General features: G+C 64.9%; 15 protein-coding genes. 4 read left to right on the top strand and 11 right to left on the bottom strand.

Going from position 1 to position 14469, the window contains the following annotated elements:
• Window positions 1-89 precede the first annotated feature (89 nt).
• The 3 genes from QUV18_RS10010 to QUV18_RS10000 all read right to left on the bottom strand — a co-directional run bounded on the left by QUV18_RS10010 (window position 90) and on the right by QUV18_RS10000 (window position 3029).
• Entirely contained in the window at window positions 90-545 is a 456-nt protein-coding gene (locus QUV18_RS10010; protein ID WP_300893737.1) for a FixH family protein, read from the bottom strand.
• Window positions 545-1984 (bottom strand): cytochrome c oxidase accessory protein CcoG, encoded by a 1440-nt coding sequence (gene ccoG / locus QUV18_RS10005; protein WP_300893736.1) that lies wholly within the window; start codon window positions 1982-1984, stop codon window positions 545-547. The genes QUV18_RS10010 and ccoG overlap by 1 nt, the downstream gene beginning before the upstream one ends.
• A 148-nt stretch (window positions 1985-2132) precedes the next feature.
• Entirely contained in the window at window positions 2133-3029 is an 897-nt protein-coding gene (locus tag QUV18_RS10000; protein ID WP_366914630.1) for a LysR family transcriptional regulator, read from the bottom strand.
• A gap of 99 nt (window positions 3030-3128) precedes the next feature.
• Between QUV18_RS10000 and QUV18_RS09995 the strand changes: the two genes are divergently transcribed.
• On the top strand, window positions 3129-3281 hold the full coding sequence (locus QUV18_RS09995; protein WP_300893735.1) for a hypothetical protein: 153 nt from the start codon (window positions 3129-3131) through the stop codon (window positions 3279-3281).
• Window positions 3282-3493: 212 nt separating this feature from the next.
• Window positions 3494-4312, top strand: a complete 819-nt coding sequence (locus QUV18_RS09990; RefSeq protein ID WP_300893734.1) for an alpha/beta fold hydrolase — start codon at window positions 3494-3496, stop codon at window positions 4310-4312.
• A 156-nt stretch (window positions 4313-4468) separates the two neighbouring features.
• Here the strand turns inward: QUV18_RS09990 and ccoP are convergent, their stop codons facing one another.
• From ccoP to ccoN, 4 genes are read right to left on the bottom strand one after another with little or no spacing between them, the layout of a single operon-like run.
• Entirely contained in the window at window positions 4469-5335 is an 867-nt protein-coding gene (ccoP, locus tag QUV18_RS09985; protein ID WP_300893733.1) for a cytochrome-c oxidase, cbb3-type subunit III, read from the bottom strand.
• A gap of 5 nt (window positions 5336-5340) precedes the next feature.
• Entirely contained in the window at window positions 5341-5535 is a 195-nt protein-coding gene (locus tag QUV18_RS09980) for a cbb3-type cytochrome c oxidase subunit 3 (protein WP_300893732.1), read from the bottom strand.
• An 11-nt stretch (window positions 5536-5546) separates the two neighbouring features.
• Window positions 5547-6317 carry a cytochrome-c oxidase, cbb3-type subunit II gene (ccoO, locus tag QUV18_RS09975; protein WP_300893803.1) on the bottom strand — a complete coding sequence of 257 codons (771 nt, stop codon included), beginning with the start codon at window positions 6315-6317 and terminating at the stop codon, window positions 5547-5549.
• A gap of 43 nt (window positions 6318-6360) precedes the next feature.
• On the bottom strand, window positions 6361-7968 hold the full coding sequence (ccoN, locus tag QUV18_RS09970; RefSeq protein WP_300893731.1) for a cytochrome-c oxidase, cbb3-type subunit I: 1608 nt from the start codon (window positions 7966-7968) through the stop codon (window positions 6361-6363).
• A gap of 228 nt (window positions 7969-8196) precedes the next feature.
• Here ccoN and QUV18_RS09965 point away from each other — a divergent pair, with 228 nt between their 5' ends.
• Entirely contained in the window at window positions 8197-9036 is an 840-nt protein-coding gene (locus QUV18_RS09965; RefSeq protein ID WP_300893730.1) for a universal stress protein, read from the top strand.
• 82 nt (window positions 9037-9118) lie between these two features.
• Here QUV18_RS09965 and fnrL read toward each other — a convergent pair whose 3' ends face one another.
• Complete coding sequence (gene fnrL, locus QUV18_RS09960) at window positions 9119-9865, bottom strand: transcriptional regulator FnrL (RefSeq protein ID WP_300893729.1); 747 nt, start codon at window positions 9863-9865, stop codon at window positions 9119-9121.
• A gap of 71 nt (window positions 9866-9936) precedes the next feature.
• Between fnrL and hemN the strand changes: the two genes are divergently transcribed.
• On the top strand, window positions 9937-11292 hold the full coding sequence (hemN, locus tag QUV18_RS09955; protein ID WP_300893728.1) for an oxygen-independent coproporphyrinogen III oxidase: 1356 nt from the start codon (window positions 9937-9939) through the stop codon (window positions 11290-11292).
• A gap of 40 nt (window positions 11293-11332) precedes the next feature.
• Here hemN and QUV18_RS09950 read toward each other — a convergent pair whose 3' ends face one another.
• Genes QUV18_RS09950 through QUV18_RS09940 form a run of 3 tightly spaced genes read right to left on the bottom strand, consistent with a single transcriptional unit; the run spans window position 11333 to window position 14363 of the window.
• Window positions 11333-12940, bottom strand: a complete 1608-nt coding sequence (locus QUV18_RS09950) for an ABC transporter ATP-binding protein (RefSeq protein WP_300893727.1) — start codon at window positions 12938-12940, stop codon at window positions 11333-11335.
• Window positions 12937-13260, bottom strand: coding sequence for a hypothetical protein (locus tag QUV18_RS09945; protein ID WP_300893726.1), 324 nt, complete (start codon window positions 13258-13260; stop codon window positions 12937-12939). The genes QUV18_RS09950 and QUV18_RS09945 overlap by 4 nt, the downstream gene beginning before the upstream one ends.
• Window positions 13257-14363 carry an ABC transporter permease gene (locus tag QUV18_RS09940; RefSeq protein WP_300893724.1) on the bottom strand — a complete coding sequence of 369 codons (1107 nt, stop codon included), beginning with the start codon at window positions 14361-14363 and terminating at the stop codon, window positions 13257-13259. Before QUV18_RS09940 ends, QUV18_RS09945 begins: the two co-directional genes overlap by 4 nt.
• Window positions 14364-14469: the final 106 nt, after the last annotated feature.

Here is a 14469-nt window from a genome sequence, read left to right as displayed (position 1 = left end):
GCACCGGAACCTCCCCGCCAGCCGCAAGGCCCCGGGCCGGCGCCGGGGCGCGATGTACTGGATATTCGATCGTGCCCGCCATCCCTGCATCAATCCTTGATCAGAACGACACGCTGTTGAAACGCCGTGCCGTCGCCCGCAACCGCTTCCATCCGGATGTTCCAGTTGCCGCCACCCAGGTCCACCGGCGCCACGTAGGCGTTGCCGTCGAACCGGAACTCCGGCGTCACGTCCTGTGCCACGTTCGTAGCCCGGCCAACAGTGGCGTCCAGCTTGGCCACGCGCACTGGTTCGCCCGCCTCGTCAGTGATCGACAGGGTCAGGATGCCCTCGTGGTGATGTGCCCCCACGGTCCAGCCCAGCGCCTCCTGCGCGGCCTTGCGGTCGTCGAATGTCTGGCTGGCGATGTAGGAATTTTTCACCTCGAGCCCCGGAAAGGTCTTCACGGCCGAGACCGCCAGCAGGATGTTCACCCCGATGATCACGCCGAAGGCCATGACGAAGCCGATCAGCACGTGTTTCCCGGTGATCTGTTTCTCGGCCATCACTGGTTCGCCTTCCCGTTGAAGATGGTGTCCTTGTAGACCCGGTCGCCATTGATCTCGTCTTCGACCCACAGGCGCACGTCGCTGCGTTCAGCCTGTGCCGCCGCCGACCCGGCGGGCGCGATCAGGTAGACCCGCTGAAGCCTCTGGGCGTTCGCCCCAACCTCTACCGTAGCGTCAGCCGTTCCTTCAAGCTCAAGCTGAACCGCGTCGTTGTCACTCACTGAAAGGGTGAACGGCCGCGTCTCGCCATGCTTGTTGCGGAGGCGCACCTCGTAGGTGTTGCGTACGGACCCGTCCGACAGGGTCACGAAGGTCGGGTTGCGCACCGGCGCCACGGTCAGGTCGATATCGGCCCGGATGAACAGCGCGAACAGAAGCCCCAGCCCCACCAGCGACCACAGCGACGTGTAAAGGATCGTGCGGGGCCGCAGGATGTGCTTGATCACCGGCTTGGGCGGCTGGCCCTGGCGCTCGCGCTGTTCGTCGGTCAGCGCCATGTAGTCGATCAGGCCGCGCGGCTTGCCGGTCTTGGCCATGATGTCGTCGCAGGCGTCGATGCACAGCGCGCAGGTGATGCATTCCATCTGCTGCCCGTCGCGAATGTCGATCCCCATCGGACAGACATTCACGCAGGCCATGCAATCGATGCAGTCGCCCTGCGGCTCGCCCGCCTTCACCGCCTCGGAATGCTTGCGCGGCTCGCCCCGCCATTCGCGGTAACCCACGGTCAGCGTGTCCTCGTCCATCATTGCCGCCTGGATGCGCGGCCACGGGCAGGCATAGATACAGATCTGTTCCCGCGCGAAGCCGCCGAAGAAGAACGTCGTGCCGGTCAGGATGGCGATGGTGGTATAGGCGATCGGGTGCGCCTGAAGCGTGAACAGGTCCACCAGCAGCGTCGGCGCATCGGTGAAATAGAACACCCAGGCCCCGCCGGTCGCCACCGCGATCAGCAACCACACCGCCCATTTCGTCAGCCGCAACCGCACCTTGCGCGCATCCAGCTTCTTCTGCCGGTGCAGGCGCAGGCGGGCGTTGCGGTCGCCCTCGATCCAGCGCTCGACAAGGATGAACAGGTCAGTCCATACCGTCTGCGGGCAGGCGTAGCCGCACCAGACCCGGCCCAGCGCAGAGGTGAACAGGAACAGCCCCAACCCCGCCATCACCAGAAGGCCGGCCACGAAATAGAATTCGTGCGGCCAGATCTCGATCCAGAAGAAGAAGAACCGCCGATGCGCAAGATCGACCAGAACCGCCTGGTCGGGCAGCTCCGGCCCGCGATCCCAACGAATCCACGGGGTCAGGTAATAGATGCCGAGGGTGATGATCATGATCACCCATTTCAGGTTGCGGAACTTGCCGTAGACCCTTTTGGGAAAGATGGGCTCGCGCGCGGCATAGAGGCTCGGCGGTGCGCTTGGCTGAGTGTCGGCCAACGGGAATCACTCCACTGGTTGTGGCGGGTTATCCGACCTTTTCTCAGACCGGCCCCGTCAGGGCTTTGACCTGCATCAAATTCTGATTCTGAAATTGATCTATTCCCGCGCCGGGCGGAATGCGGGTCGATGCCGCAGTGGCGCCGGCTCACGCCTCGGTCAGCGCCGCGGCCTCCTTGCCGTGCCGCCTGAGCCACTGGACAAACGCCTTGGCCGGCGGGCGCAGGATGCCGGGGCGGGTCACGATGTGATAGCCCGTCTCGCCCGCATCGCGGAACAGGATGCGCAGCCGCCCCGCCTTGACATCTTCCTCGACCGAGGACATCGCCGTGCTGATCACTCCCTGCCCGGCCCTCGCCCCCTCCAGCATCAGGTTGCCGGGCACGTGGGTCAGGCTTTTCACGCAGCCCTCCGTCACCCCGTGCGAGCGCAGCCAGTCCATCGATTCGTTGGTCCCCAGTTCCTGCAGCCACGGAAACCGCAACAGGTCGGCCGGCTCTACCACGTCGCACTCGCCCACCAGCGACGGCGCGGCGGTGATGACGATATCCGCCGGCACCAGCATCTCGGCCTCGAGCCCCGGCCAGTTTCCGTCGCCGAACCGCAGGCACAGGTCGATCCCCCCCGGCGCCGGGTCGCTGATCTCGGCGGTGGGGTGCACCATCAGGTCGACACCCGGGTGCTTGGTCTGGAAATCCAGCAGCCGCGGCATCAGCCAGGTGCTCGCGAAAAGCTGGGTGGTCGATATCTGCAGGGGCCGCGCCGCGTCGGCCCCGGTCAGCGCCTGGATCGTGCGGTAGATCGTGCCGAACCCCTCTGTCAGCGCCTCGGCCAGTTGCGCGCCCTCGGGCGTCAGCTCCAGCCGCCGGCCCGACCGGTCGACCAGCGACAGGCCCATATGGGTCTCGAGCGTGCGGATCTGTTGGCTGACAGCGGCATGACTCACGTTCAGCCGCTCGCCGGCCTTCGTCACCGACCGGCTTTCCGCCAGGGCAGCAAAGGCGCGGAGCGCCGAAAGGGGCGGCAGGGCGATCCAGTCAATCATGTAATCCCACCTTACATTAACCAATTTTTCCTGAGTCGCATCATGACCCGCCGTAGCCCATATTCCAAGGCATGCAGCAGCCTAACGAAAGGAAACGCCATGTTCCACATCTTCGCAAATACTTTCAGGACCGCCACCCGTAACGAACACCGCGACCACTGGAGCGCGCCTTCGCACTGGGTCCGCGGCGAACGCTTCGACAACCGCCGCAACGCCGAGATCGAGGCGCACCTGGCAGGCCGGCGCTTCTGATGGACACGCTTATGTTCCACCCCGGCCTCGCCGCCCGCGAACGCCAGACGGAGCGCTGGCCGTGGCGCGGCCGGCGCTGGCCATATCCCCTTCGCTGACCCCGATACGGGGCGCGCGCGCACCGTGCGCCCCAGTCTCTCCCCTGACTGGCCCGTGGCCCCGGCATCCCCGCCGCGCCACGGGCTTTTTTTGACCGAACTGGAAGGACACCCATGGCCTGGCACCTGACCCGCACCGCCATCACCCCCGCCGGCACCGTTGCCTGGGGCAGCGCCGGGGCCGGCCCACCGCTGGTGCTGGCGCATGGCTGGCCGTGGTCCTCGGTATCGTGGCACCGCTTGATTCCCGCCCTCGCCCGCAGCCACACCGTCTACTGGTACGATATGCCGGGCTATGGCCGGTCGGAGAAACGCGCCGAACAACCTACGGGGCTCGACATACAGGGCGAGGTCTTCGCCTACATGCTGACCCACTGGGGTCTCGACCGGCCACGCGTGGTGGCACATGATTTCGGTGGCGCGACCACGCTTCGCGCGCATCTCCTTCACGGGGCGGAATTCGACCGTCTGGTGCTGATGAACGTGGTGGCGATGCGGCCCTGGGGGTCGGAGTTCTTCGACCATGTCGGCCGCCATGTCGACGCCTTCACCGGCCTGCCACCGCATATCCACGAGGCAATCGTCCGGGCCTATATCGACGGCGCGCTGGTCACGGCCCTGCCCCCCGAGGATGCCGAGGCGCTGGTCGCCCCCTGGCTCGATGAGGCCGGGCGCACCAGCTTCTACCGGCAGTTCGCCCAGGCCGACGAGCGCTTCACCGCCGAGATCGAGCCGATGTTCGGCGATGTCCGCTGCGCGGTGCACATCCTCTGGGGCGAGGCCGACCCGTGGATTCCGCTCGCCCGTGGCCGCGCCCTGCACGGGCGGATGCCCGCAGCCGGGTTCGAGGCGCTGCCGGGCGTGGGCCACCTGCCCCAGCTCGAGGCGCCCGAAGCCGTGCTACGCGCCCTTGGGCACGTCTTCCGCAGCTGAGCCCGCCTGCCGGGCCGCGGCCCGGCCTTTCGATCAACCTGATTTCTGGTAAAAGAAGGCACCGACCGTTCCAGGAAACGCGCGAACAGGACGGAACGGCCGGTGCCAGGGCTCGCGGGCAGCACTCACTCCGCCCGCGAGTTTCTCGTAAGCGGCCTACTCGCCGCCGCCCAACTGGTGGACATATGTCGTGACGGCGCGGATCTCGGCCTCGGAGAGGCGCTGGTTCCACGGAGGCATCACGCCAAAGCGGCTGTAGGTCACTGTGTCGTGCACGGTGTCGTAATCGCCACCGTAGAGCCAGATCGCGTCGGTCAGGTTCGGCGCACCCTGCGCCCGGTCGCCAGTGCCGTCATCCATGTGGCAGGCCGCGCAGTTGTCGAGGAACACCTGCTCCCCGGCCGTTGCGGCCTCGGCATCGCGCGGCTCCTGGCCGGACAGGGTCATGACGTAGTTGACCACCTGCCCGATCTCCTCTTTTTCGAGGATCTCGCCAAAGGCGGGCATTTCGGAATACCGCGCGTCGGGGTCTTCCTCGTTGCGGATTCCGTGGGTGACGGTGGTGTGGATATCCTCCATGGTGCCGCCCCAGAGCCATGCATCGTCCTGCAGGTTGGGATAGCCCTTGGCCCCGGCGGCGCCCGACCCGTGGCACTGGGCGCACCATGTCTTGAACACGGCCGCCCCGGCAGAAGTGGCATAGCCCTGCAGCTCGTCATCGCCCTGGATCGCCGTCAACTCGACCGAGGCCAGCTTCTCGTTGATCCCGGCATTCGCCGCCTCGGCCGCGGCAATCTCCTCGGCCACGTTGGCGCGGGTCGACCAGCCCATGTAGCCGGCGGTGGCCTCTTTGATCCCCGGCCATGCCGGGTAGGCGACGCTGTACCAGATGCCCCAGACGATCGTGAGGTAGAACACCCACACCCACCAGCGCGGCAGCGGGTTGTTGAACTCCTGGATGCCGTCCCACTCGTGCCCGGTGGTTTCCGGATCGTTGTTCTGGATTTGCGGTTCTTTTGCCATTGTCCTCACGCCTCCTTGGCGCTCTCCGCGCGGTCAGGCGCGGGCTTGTCTTCGTACCGGAAGGGGATGCTGGCCGTGTCCTCGTATTTCTTCGACGCACCGGGCCGGAACACCCAGACCACGACGCCGATGAAGAAGGCGAACAGGAAAAGCAGCATCCAGCTGTCGGCGAACTGGCGGAGCAGGGAATAGGTTTCCATGATATCCTCCCTTACCGGCTGGCCACGGGCGTGAAGGTCGAGAAGTCGACCAGCGTGCCCAGCATCTGCAGATAGGCGATCAGCGCGTCGGCCTCGGAAATGCCGGCCGCCCCGTCGAAGTTGCGCACGTTGACGTTCTCGCCATACCGCTCGACCAGGCCGTCGAAATCGCCGTAGGGGTCGATCTGGGCCGCGAAATCCGCCTGCGCGTTCTCGATCATCTCCTCGCTATAAGGCACCCCGACGAAGGCGTTGGTTGCCAGAACGTCGCCGATATGCTCGCCCTCGATCAGCCTGTCTTCAAGATAGCCGTACTTGGGCATCACCGATTCCGGCACCACCGATTGCGGGTCGCGCAGGTGGTCGACATGCCACTCGTCCGAATACCGGCCGCCCACGCGGGCAAGGTCCGGCCCCGTCCGCTTCGAGCCCCACTGGAACGGGTGATCGTACTGGCTTTCGGCGGCAAGGCTGTAATGCCCGTAACGCTCCACCTCGTCCCGCATCGGCCGGATCATCTGGCTATGGCACACGTAGCACCCTTCGCGGATGTAGATGTTACGCCCGGCCATCTCGAGCGGGGTGTAGGGGCGCATGCCCTCCACATCCTCGATCGTGTTTTCCAGCCAGAACAGCGGCGCGATCTGGACGATCCCGCCGATCGACACAACGATCAGCGACAGTACCGCCAGCAGCGTGACGTTCCGTTCGAGGATCTGGTGCCGGTCGAGGAAGGTCTTTTTCTTCGGTCGGTCGCCGACACCCGTGGCAGAGGCCGGCATCGCGGGTTTCTTGTTGGATTCGTTTGCCATTGTCCGGCCCTCCTTATTCAGCCGGGACCGCGGAACCGGCGGCCGCTTGAGTGGCCGGGCTCCGACGAATGGTCATGTAGAGGTTGTAGCACATGATGATTGCGCCGCTGATGTAGAGCACCCCGCCCAGGCCACGCACGACGTACATGGGGAATTTGGCGGCCACGGTGTCGGCGAACGAGTTCACGAGGAAACCGTTGGCATCCACTTCGCGCCACATCAGGCCCTCCATGATACCCGTCACCCACATGGCGGCGGCGTAGAGGATGATCCCGATCGTCGCGAGCCAGAAGTGCCAGCTCACCATGCTCAGGCTGTAGAGCCGCTCCTTGTTCCAAAGCTTGGGCACCAGGAAGTAAAGCGCGCCGAAGGTGATCATGCCGTTCCAGCCAAGCGCGCCGGAGTGCACGTGTCCGATCGTCCAGTCGGTATAGTGCGACAGCGAGTTGACCGCGCGGATCGACATCATCGGCCCTTCAAAGGTCGACATGCCGTAGAAGCCGATCGAGATCACCATCATCCGGATCACCGGGTCGGTGCGCAGCTTGTCCCAGGCGCCCGACAGCGTCATCAGGCCGTTGATCATGCCACCCCAGGACGGCATCCACAGGATGACCGAGAACACCATGCCAAGCGTCGAGGCCCAGTCGGGCAGCGCGGTATAGTGCAGGTGGTGCGGACCGGCCCAGATGTAGATGAAGATCAGCGCCCAGAAGTGCACGATCGACAGCTTGTAGCTGAAGACCGGCCGTTCGGCCTGTTTCGGCACGAAGTAGTACATCATGCCCAGGAAGCCGGCAGTCAGGAAGAAGCCCACGGCGTTGTGGCCGTACCACCATTGCGTCATCGCGTCCTGCACGCCCGAGAAGACCTGGACCGATTTCGAGCCGAAGATCGAGACCGGGATCGACAGGTTGTTGACAATATGAAGCATTGCGACGGTCAGGATGAACGACAGGTAGAACCAGTTGGCCACGTAGATATGCGGCTCTTTCCGCTTCATCAGCGTGCCGGCGAAGACCAGAAGGTAGGCGACCCAGACAATGGTCAGCCACCAGTCGACATACCATTCCGGCTCGGCGTATTCCTTGCCCTGCGAGGCGCCCAGCACGTAGCCCGTCGCGGCCAGCACGATGACAAGCTGGTAGCCCCAGAACACGAACCACGCCAGGTTCCCGCCCCAGAGGCGCGCCGCGCTGGTTCGCTGGACCACGTAGAAGGACGTGCAGATCAGGGCGTTACCACCAAAGGCGAAGATCACCGCGCTGGTATGCAGCGGCCGCAGCCGGCCGAAATTCAGGAAGCCTTGCGACCACTCGAAATTCAGCTCGGGAAAGGCAAGCTGGAACGCGATGAACGTGCCAACGAGAAACCCGACCACGCCCCAGAGCGCAGTCGCGATCACGCCGTAGCGAATCACCTCGTCCATGTATTCCCCGGACAGGTCCTGCCGAATCACCGGTTCGTCGGTGTTGCGCAGAACCCAGATGAACAGCCCCCCGGCCGCCAGCGCCACTGTCAGCGCATTGACCAGATAGGCCAGATCGCGCGCGAAATTGGCCGCCATCAATGCCAGAAGCACGATGACGCCAAGCGCGATCAGCTTGATGTAGTTCGCCATAACTCTTCGTCCCTTCGTCCTCGACTGCTGCGGAAATGGAATCACCGCGCAGGCGCGTTTTACTGGTGCCGTAATGCTGCCCCGGCGGGTTTGCCGCCTTGATCTACATCAATGATGGCCGGCACCATTCCTAAACCTAAAGTTGCACAGTAAATTGACACGCATCAAGGCGCGGGTTTCCTTTCCGCCCTAGCCTGCGGTTATGAACGCTTTGTTAAGGGAGGCGAAATGTCCTACAACTGCCTGTTTTCCGTTCTGACGGATACGGCGCTGGTCGATGAAACCCTCGACCACGCCATCGCCATGGCTGGCGCGCATAACGCGCATCTCGACGTGCTCTGCCTTGGCGTCGACCGTAGCCAGACCGGGTATTACTACGCCGGCGCGAGTGCCGTGGTGCTTCAGGAAACCATCACCCGCGCCCAGGAAGAGGCCGAGGAGATCGACGCGAAGGTGCGTCAGCGCCTCGGGCGCGAAGACATGCTCTGGGCCAGCGAGAAGGGCGTGTGCCAGCTTGCCGATCTGGGACGCCACGTGGCGTCGCGAGCCAGGTTCTCGGACCTTGCGATCCTGCCGCAACCCTATGGCGAGGGCCGCGGCGCCGAGCTCGAGCCGGCCGCCGAATCGGTGCTCTTCGACGGCCGGACGCCCGCGCTGATCGTGCCGCCCACCGCCGCGCCAGCTGTCTCGCCCCGGCGCGTTGTCGTGGCATGGAACGAAAGTGCCGAGGCGCTCGCCGCGGTCCGAGCGGCCTTGCCGGCCCTGACAACCGCTGACCAGGTTCACTTGTCCATCATCGATCCGCCCACGCACGGGCCGACGCGCTCGGACCCGGGCGGGATGCTGTCGCAGTATCTCGCCCGCCATGGCGTGAAGGTCGAGATCGACGTGTTGTCCAAGACACTGCCAAAGGTCTCCGACATCCTCATCCGCCATGCCACGGATATCGACGCCGACCTGATGGTGATGGGCGCCTACGGCCATTCCCGCTTCCGCGAGGCGATCTTTGGCGGCGCCACCCGCTCGATGCTGGAAGATGCGAGGCTTCCGGTGCTGATGGCGCACTGACACGGTCAAAGGCCCCCGCCCCAACCTCCGGGGCGGGCGCCACCTTGAATTCAACCTGGAAAATTCCGGTCGGAGTTTTGGTTCAGGCCAGCAACCCGCCGTCGCTGTCATCGCCCGCCTCTTCCATCAGGCGGTTGAAATCCGGCACCGTCACGTGCCGTTTGCCTTCCAGCACGATCACCCCGTCCTTGCGCAGCGCCGAGATTTGCCGGCTCACCGTCTCCAGCGTAAGCCCGAGGTAATCCGCCATCGCCTCCCGCGTCAGCGGCAGGTCGAACACCATCGGCCCCGTCGTCTTGCCGAAGGTCAGCGACGCGTCCCGCCGCGCGATGATCGACAGAAGCGATGCGATCTTCTCCCGCGCCGTCTTCCGGCCCAGAACCAGCATCCATTCCCTTGCCGCGTCCAGCTCGTCGAGGGTCATCTCCAGCAGCCGCTGCGCGATGTGGGGCGTTACCACCATCATCTCTTCGAACGGCTTCCGGCGGAAGCAACACATCACCATGTCGGTGGTCGCCACCACGTCGTAGGCCGCGGTCTCGCGCCCCGGACGGCCGACGAAATCGCTCGGCAGCAGAAGGCCCACCATCTGCGTGCGGCCGTCTTCCATCGCCTGCGTCAGCGTGGCGATGCCCGAGACGACCGAGCCCACGAACTCCATCTTGTCCCCGGCCCAGATCACCGTCTGGCCGGCTTCGAAACTGCGGTAGTACTTGATCTTGTCGAGATGCTCCAGCTCGTCCGCCTCGCAGCGCGCACAGACTGCCCGATGCCTGATCGGGCAATCCCCGCATTCCCGGGGAACGGCTTTGACAGATTCATTCAACATGGGGGCTCACACGCGGCAAAGGTTGATCTGCGTCAAAGATCGTCTCGTCGACCTGCTCTAAGGGTAATTCCATGGTTACGAAATCTCAACTGGGCAAACTGGGTCTTTTTGACGCTAAGGTGCCACGCTACACAAGCTACCCCACCGCCCCCCATTTCGGGCGGGACGTGGGGTCGGATCGGTTCGCAAGCTGGATCGGCGCCATCGCGCCGGGGTCGAGGATATCGCTCTATGTCCACGTGCCCTTCTGCCGGCGGCTCTGCTGGTTCTGCGCCTGCCGCACGCAGGGCACGCAGACCGACAAGCCCGTCGCGGCCTATCTCGAAACCCTCAAGACCGAGCTTCGCCTGCTGGCCAAACACCTGCCCGAAGGCGTGAAACTGTCCCGCCTGCACTGGGGCGGCGGCACGCCGACCCTGCTGTCACCGCAGATGATGGAAGACCTCGCCGGCGCGATCCAGGAGGTCGCACCCTTCGCCGACGGCACCGAGTTCTCGGTCGAGATCGACCCGAACGAGATCGACGCCGCCCGGCTCGACGCGCTGGCCCGCGCCGGCATGACCCGCGCCTCCATAGGCGTGCAGGACTTCGACCCTGACATCCAGGCCACCATCGGCCGGATGCAGAGCTACGACATCACCCGTGACGCGGTGGAAGAAATCCGCGCCCGTGGCGTCGCCAGCCTCAATGCCGATATCCTCTACGGCCTGCCGCACCAGTCGCGCGCGAAGATTACCGAAAGCGTCCAGAAACTCCTATCGCTCAACCCCGACCGGGTGGCGCTTTACGGCTATGCCCACGTGCCGTGGATGGCCAAGCGTCAGCAAATGATCCCGTCCGACGCCCTGCCCACCCCGGCGGAACGGCTTGACCTCTTCGACACCGCCCGCCGCCTCTTCCTGTGGGATCATTACGAGGAGATCGGCATCGACCACTTCGCCACCAAGGATGACGGGCTGTCCATCGCCCGGAAGACCGGCCGCCTGCGCCGCAATTTCCAGGGCTACACCGACGACACCGCCGAGGTGCTGATCGGCGTCGGCGCCTCCTCGATCTCGCGATTCCCGCAAGGCTATGCCCAGAACGCCCCCGCCACCGGCGCCCACACCGCCGCCATCCGCGAGGGGCGCTTCTCTACCACGCGCGGCCATGTCTTCACGTCGGAAGACCTGATGCGCGGCCGGATGATCGAACAACTCATGTGCGAATTCCGGATCGACGCCGCTGAAATCCGAAGCCGCTTCGGTGTCTCGGCCCCGGCGCTTTCGTCCATGCTGGAACGGATCAACCGGGATTTCGATGGCTTGCTTCGCATCGATCCCGAAGGTCTCTCGATCCCGCAGGAGGCGCGGCCACTGACCCGCATGGTCGCCCGCAACCTCGACGCCTACGAACTCGACAAGGCCGGCCACAGCTCAGCCATCTGAGACATCCGCACGCCCCGGACTTGATCCGGGGCCTCGCCCCTCATGCCGGCACCGACGACTTCAGATCCAGGGCCGCGTGCAGCAGCGTCCTGGCATAGGCCGTGCGCGGGTTCTCGAAGATCTCCTGCGCCGAACCGTATTCGACGATATCGCCGTCCTTCATCACCGCCACGTTATGGCTCATCGCCCGGACCACGTTCAGGTCGTGGCTGATGAACAGGTAGGCCAGCCCGTATTTCTCCTGCAACTTCCGCAACAGGTCGACGATCTGCACCTGCACCGTCATGTCGAGCGCGCTGGTCGGCTCGTCCAGCACCACCATCTTGGGCCGCAATATCATCGCCCGTGCAATGGCGATCCGTTGCCTTTGCCCGCCTGAAAACTCGTGGGGGTAGCGGTCCATCGTGGCGGGGTTGAGGTCGACCTCCTCCATCACCTCGGCCACAAGCTCTCGCGGCGACCGGCCATCGGGGTTGCCATGCACACCCAGCCCTTCGGAAATGATCTGCTCGCATGTCATCCGCGGGCTCAGGCTGCCGAACGGGTCCTGGAAGACGATCTGCATATCCGCCCGCCGCTTGCGAAGCTGCCGGGTCGACCAGCGATGCACGTCCTCGCCGTCGAAGGTGATCCGGCCCTGCGACGATGCCAGCCTCATCACCGCCATCGCCAGCGTCGTCTTGCCCGACCCGCTTTCGCCGACGATTCCCAGCGTCTCGCCCGCGCGCACCCAGATCGTGGCGTCGTTCACCGCCTTGATGTGGCCCGTGGTCTTCCGCAGGAACCCCCGCTGGATCGGGAACCACACCCGCAACCCCTCGGTCTCGACGATGGTTCGCGCCCCCTCGGGCACCGGCGCGGGTTCGCCCGTGGCCCGCGCCCCCAGGAGCTTCTGCGTATACGCATGCTGCGGGTTGGCAAAGATCTCCTTGGTCGGTCCCGCCTCGACGATCTTGCCATCCTTCATAACGCAGACCCTGTCGGCGATCCGCTCGACGATCCCGAGGTCATGAGTGATGAACAAGAGACCCATCCCTTCCTCGCGCTTGATTCGTGCCAGGAGTTCCAGGATCTGCGCCTGGATCGTCACGTCGAGCGCCGTGGTCGGCTCGTCGGCGATCAGGATATCGGGTTTGTTGGCCAGTGCCATGGCGATCATCACCCGTTGCCGCTGCCCGCCCGACAGCTGGTGCGGATAATCCTTCAGGCGGCTTTCCGGGTTGCGGATGCCCACCATGTCGAGCAGTTCGACAATCCGGTCCCGCGCCGCGTCACCGACGATCCCCTGGTGAAGCTGCAGGCTCTCGCGGATCTGCTTCTCCAGCGTGTGAAGGGGGTTGAGCGAGGTCATCGGCTCCTGGAAAATGAAGCTGATATCGTTTCCGCGCACGTTGCGCAGGCGCTTGTCCGACGCGCCGATCATTTCCTGCCCGTCATAGGTGACACTGCCGCCGACCCTGGCCGACGCGCCCAGCAAAGACACCGTCGAAAGCGCGGTCACCGACTTGCCGGACCCGCTCTCGCCCACCAGCGCCACGGTCTCGCCCCGCCCGACCGAGAAGGACACGCCCTTGACCGCCTCGATGGTCCGGCCATCCTGGGAAAAGCTGACCGTCAGGTCGCGCACGTCGAGAACGGCATCGCTCATGTCAGGTAGCTCCCGATAAACAGCAGCAGGAACAGCGCCGCGGCCCCGGTGCTCAGCGCCATATGTGTTGGCGACGGCCGCCAGCCCCGACGACGGCACATCCACGCCGACAGCAGCGCTACTGTCGAGGGCAGCGCCGGCAGCAGCACCGGCAGCGCGATGAGCACCGAACCGACGCCGTCAGGCGCCGAATCTGCGCCCACGCCGATCCCGGCAACCCAAAGCGCCGCGACCAAAAGCGCCGCGACGATGCCGCCATGCACCGCCAACGCCGCAACGAAGACCCGGCCAAGCCAGGGGGAGGCGGCCGCCGCGCTCATTCGAAGGTCTTTCTCGGGTCGAAGGCGTCCCGCACGCCCTCGAAGATGAACACCAGAAGCGACAGCATGATCGCGAAGGCAAAGAAGGCCGTGAAGGCCAGCCACGGCGCCTGCAGGTTCTGCTTGGCCTGCAGGGTCATCTCGCCCAGGCTCGGCGCCGACGAGGGCAGCCCGAAACCAAGAAAATCGAGCGCCGCCAGCGTGCCGATCGTGCCGGTCACGATGAACGGCAGCAGCGTCAGCGTCGCCACCATCGCGTTGGGCAGCATGTGGCGGAACATGATCGTCAGGTTCCCCACGCCCAGCGCCTTGGCGGCGCGCACGTATTCAAGGTTCCTGGCGCGAAGGAACTCGGCCCGCACGACACCCACCAGCGCCATCCAGCCGAAAAACACCATGATCCCGACCAGCAGCCAGAAACTTCGTGGCAAGATCGCGAACAGGATGATGATCACGTAAAGCTGCGGCGTGGCCGACCATATCTCGATGATCCGCTGGAAGATCAGGTCGGTCAGCCCGCCGAAATACCCCTGCACAGCGCCTGCGAAGATCCCGATCACGCTGCACAGGAACGTCACGATCAGCGTGAACAGCACCGACAGCCGGAAGCCATAGATCACCCGCGCCAGCACGTCGCGCTTGGTGCCGTCGGTGCCAAGCCAGTTTTGCTCGTTTGGCGGCAGTGGCGCCGCGCCGGGCCGGTCGACCGGCGTGTCGAAGCTGTAGGGAATGGGCGGCCAGAGGGTCCAGCCCTTGTTGATCGCCTCTCCGCCGATCTCGCCATCCTGCGCGTCGTCAATCACCCCCTCGGGATCGTCGAAGCAATCCTCGCGACCGCCCGACACGATCAGGCATTCGACCTCCGGATCGGCATAGATCGCCTCGGTCGCGAAATCCCCGCCGAAGGCCGTCTCGGGATAGAAATTGAAGATCGGCGTGTAGAACTCGCCCTGGTAGCGCACCAGGATCGGCCGGTCATTGGCCACGAACTCGGCCGGCAGGGTGATCACCATCAGCACCGAGAAGATGATCAGCGACCAGAGCGCCCGCTTGTTGCGCTTGAAATTGCGCCAGCGGCGCCGGTTGAGCGGCGAAAGCTTCATCCTGCGCAACCCCACGGCTTCTTCTGGTCGGAAGTATCCCGGGGAGCGTTGAATGCCTGCAAGGCATCAAACGTGGGGCAGCGCCACTCTTCACACTGCGAAAAAC

The organism is Roseovarius sp. (assembly GCF_030373445.1).
Taxonomy (GTDB): domain Bacteria; phylum Pseudomonadota; class Alphaproteobacteria; order Rhodobacterales; family Rhodobacteraceae; genus Roseovarius.
This window is presented reverse-complemented; position numbering and strand designations above follow the sequence as displayed.

Coding starts and splice junctions, on each gene's coding strand:
- QUV18_RS09940 (WP_300893724.1), bottom strand. CDS start 14,363: ATGAAGCTTTCGCCGCTCAACCGGCGCCGCTGGCGCAATTTCAAGCGC.
- QUV18_RS09950 (WP_300893727.1), bottom strand. CDS start 12,940: ATGAGCGATGCCGTTCTCGACGTGCGCGACCTGACGGTCAGCTTTTCC.
- ccoO (WP_300893803.1), bottom strand. CDS start 6,317: ATGCCGGCCTCTGCCACGGGTGTCGGCGACCGACCGAAGAAAAAGACC.
- hemN (WP_300893728.1), top strand. CDS start 9,937: ATGGTTACGAAATCTCAACTGGGCAAACTGGGTCTTTTTGACGCTAAG.
- QUV18_RS10010 (WP_300893737.1), bottom strand. CDS start 545: ATGGCCGAGAAACAGATCACCGGGAAACACGTGCTGATCGGCTTCGTC.
- QUV18_RS10000 (WP_366914630.1), bottom strand. CDS start 3,029: ATGATTGACTGGATCGCCCTGCCGCCCCTTTCGGCGCTCCGCGCCTTT.
- QUV18_RS09990 (WP_300893734.1), top strand. CDS start 3,494: ATGGCCTGGCACCTGACCCGCACCGCCATCACCCCCGCCGGCACCGTT.
- ccoP (WP_300893733.1), bottom strand. CDS start 5,335: ATGGCAAAAGAACCGCAAATCCAGAACAACGATCCGGAAACCACCGGG.
- QUV18_RS09995 (WP_300893735.1), top strand. CDS start 3,129: ATGTTCCACATCTTCGCAAATACTTTCAGGACCGCCACCCGTAACGAA.
- QUV18_RS09965 (WP_300893730.1), top strand. CDS start 8,197: ATGTCCTACAACTGCCTGTTTTCCGTTCTGACGGATACGGCGCTGGTC.
- fnrL (WP_300893729.1), bottom strand. CDS start 9,865: ATGTTGAATGAATCTGTCAAAGCCGTTCCCCGGGAATGCGGGGATTGC.
- ccoN (WP_300893731.1), bottom strand. CDS start 7,968: ATGGCGAACTACATCAAGCTGATCGCGCTTGGCGTCATCGTGCTTCTG.
- QUV18_RS09945 (WP_300893726.1), bottom strand. CDS start 13,260: ATGAGCGCGGCGGCCGCCTCCCCCTGGCTTGGCCGGGTCTTCGTTGCG.
- QUV18_RS09980 (WP_300893732.1), bottom strand. CDS start 5,535: ATGGAAACCTATTCCCTGCTCCGCCAGTTCGCCGACAGCTGGATGCTG.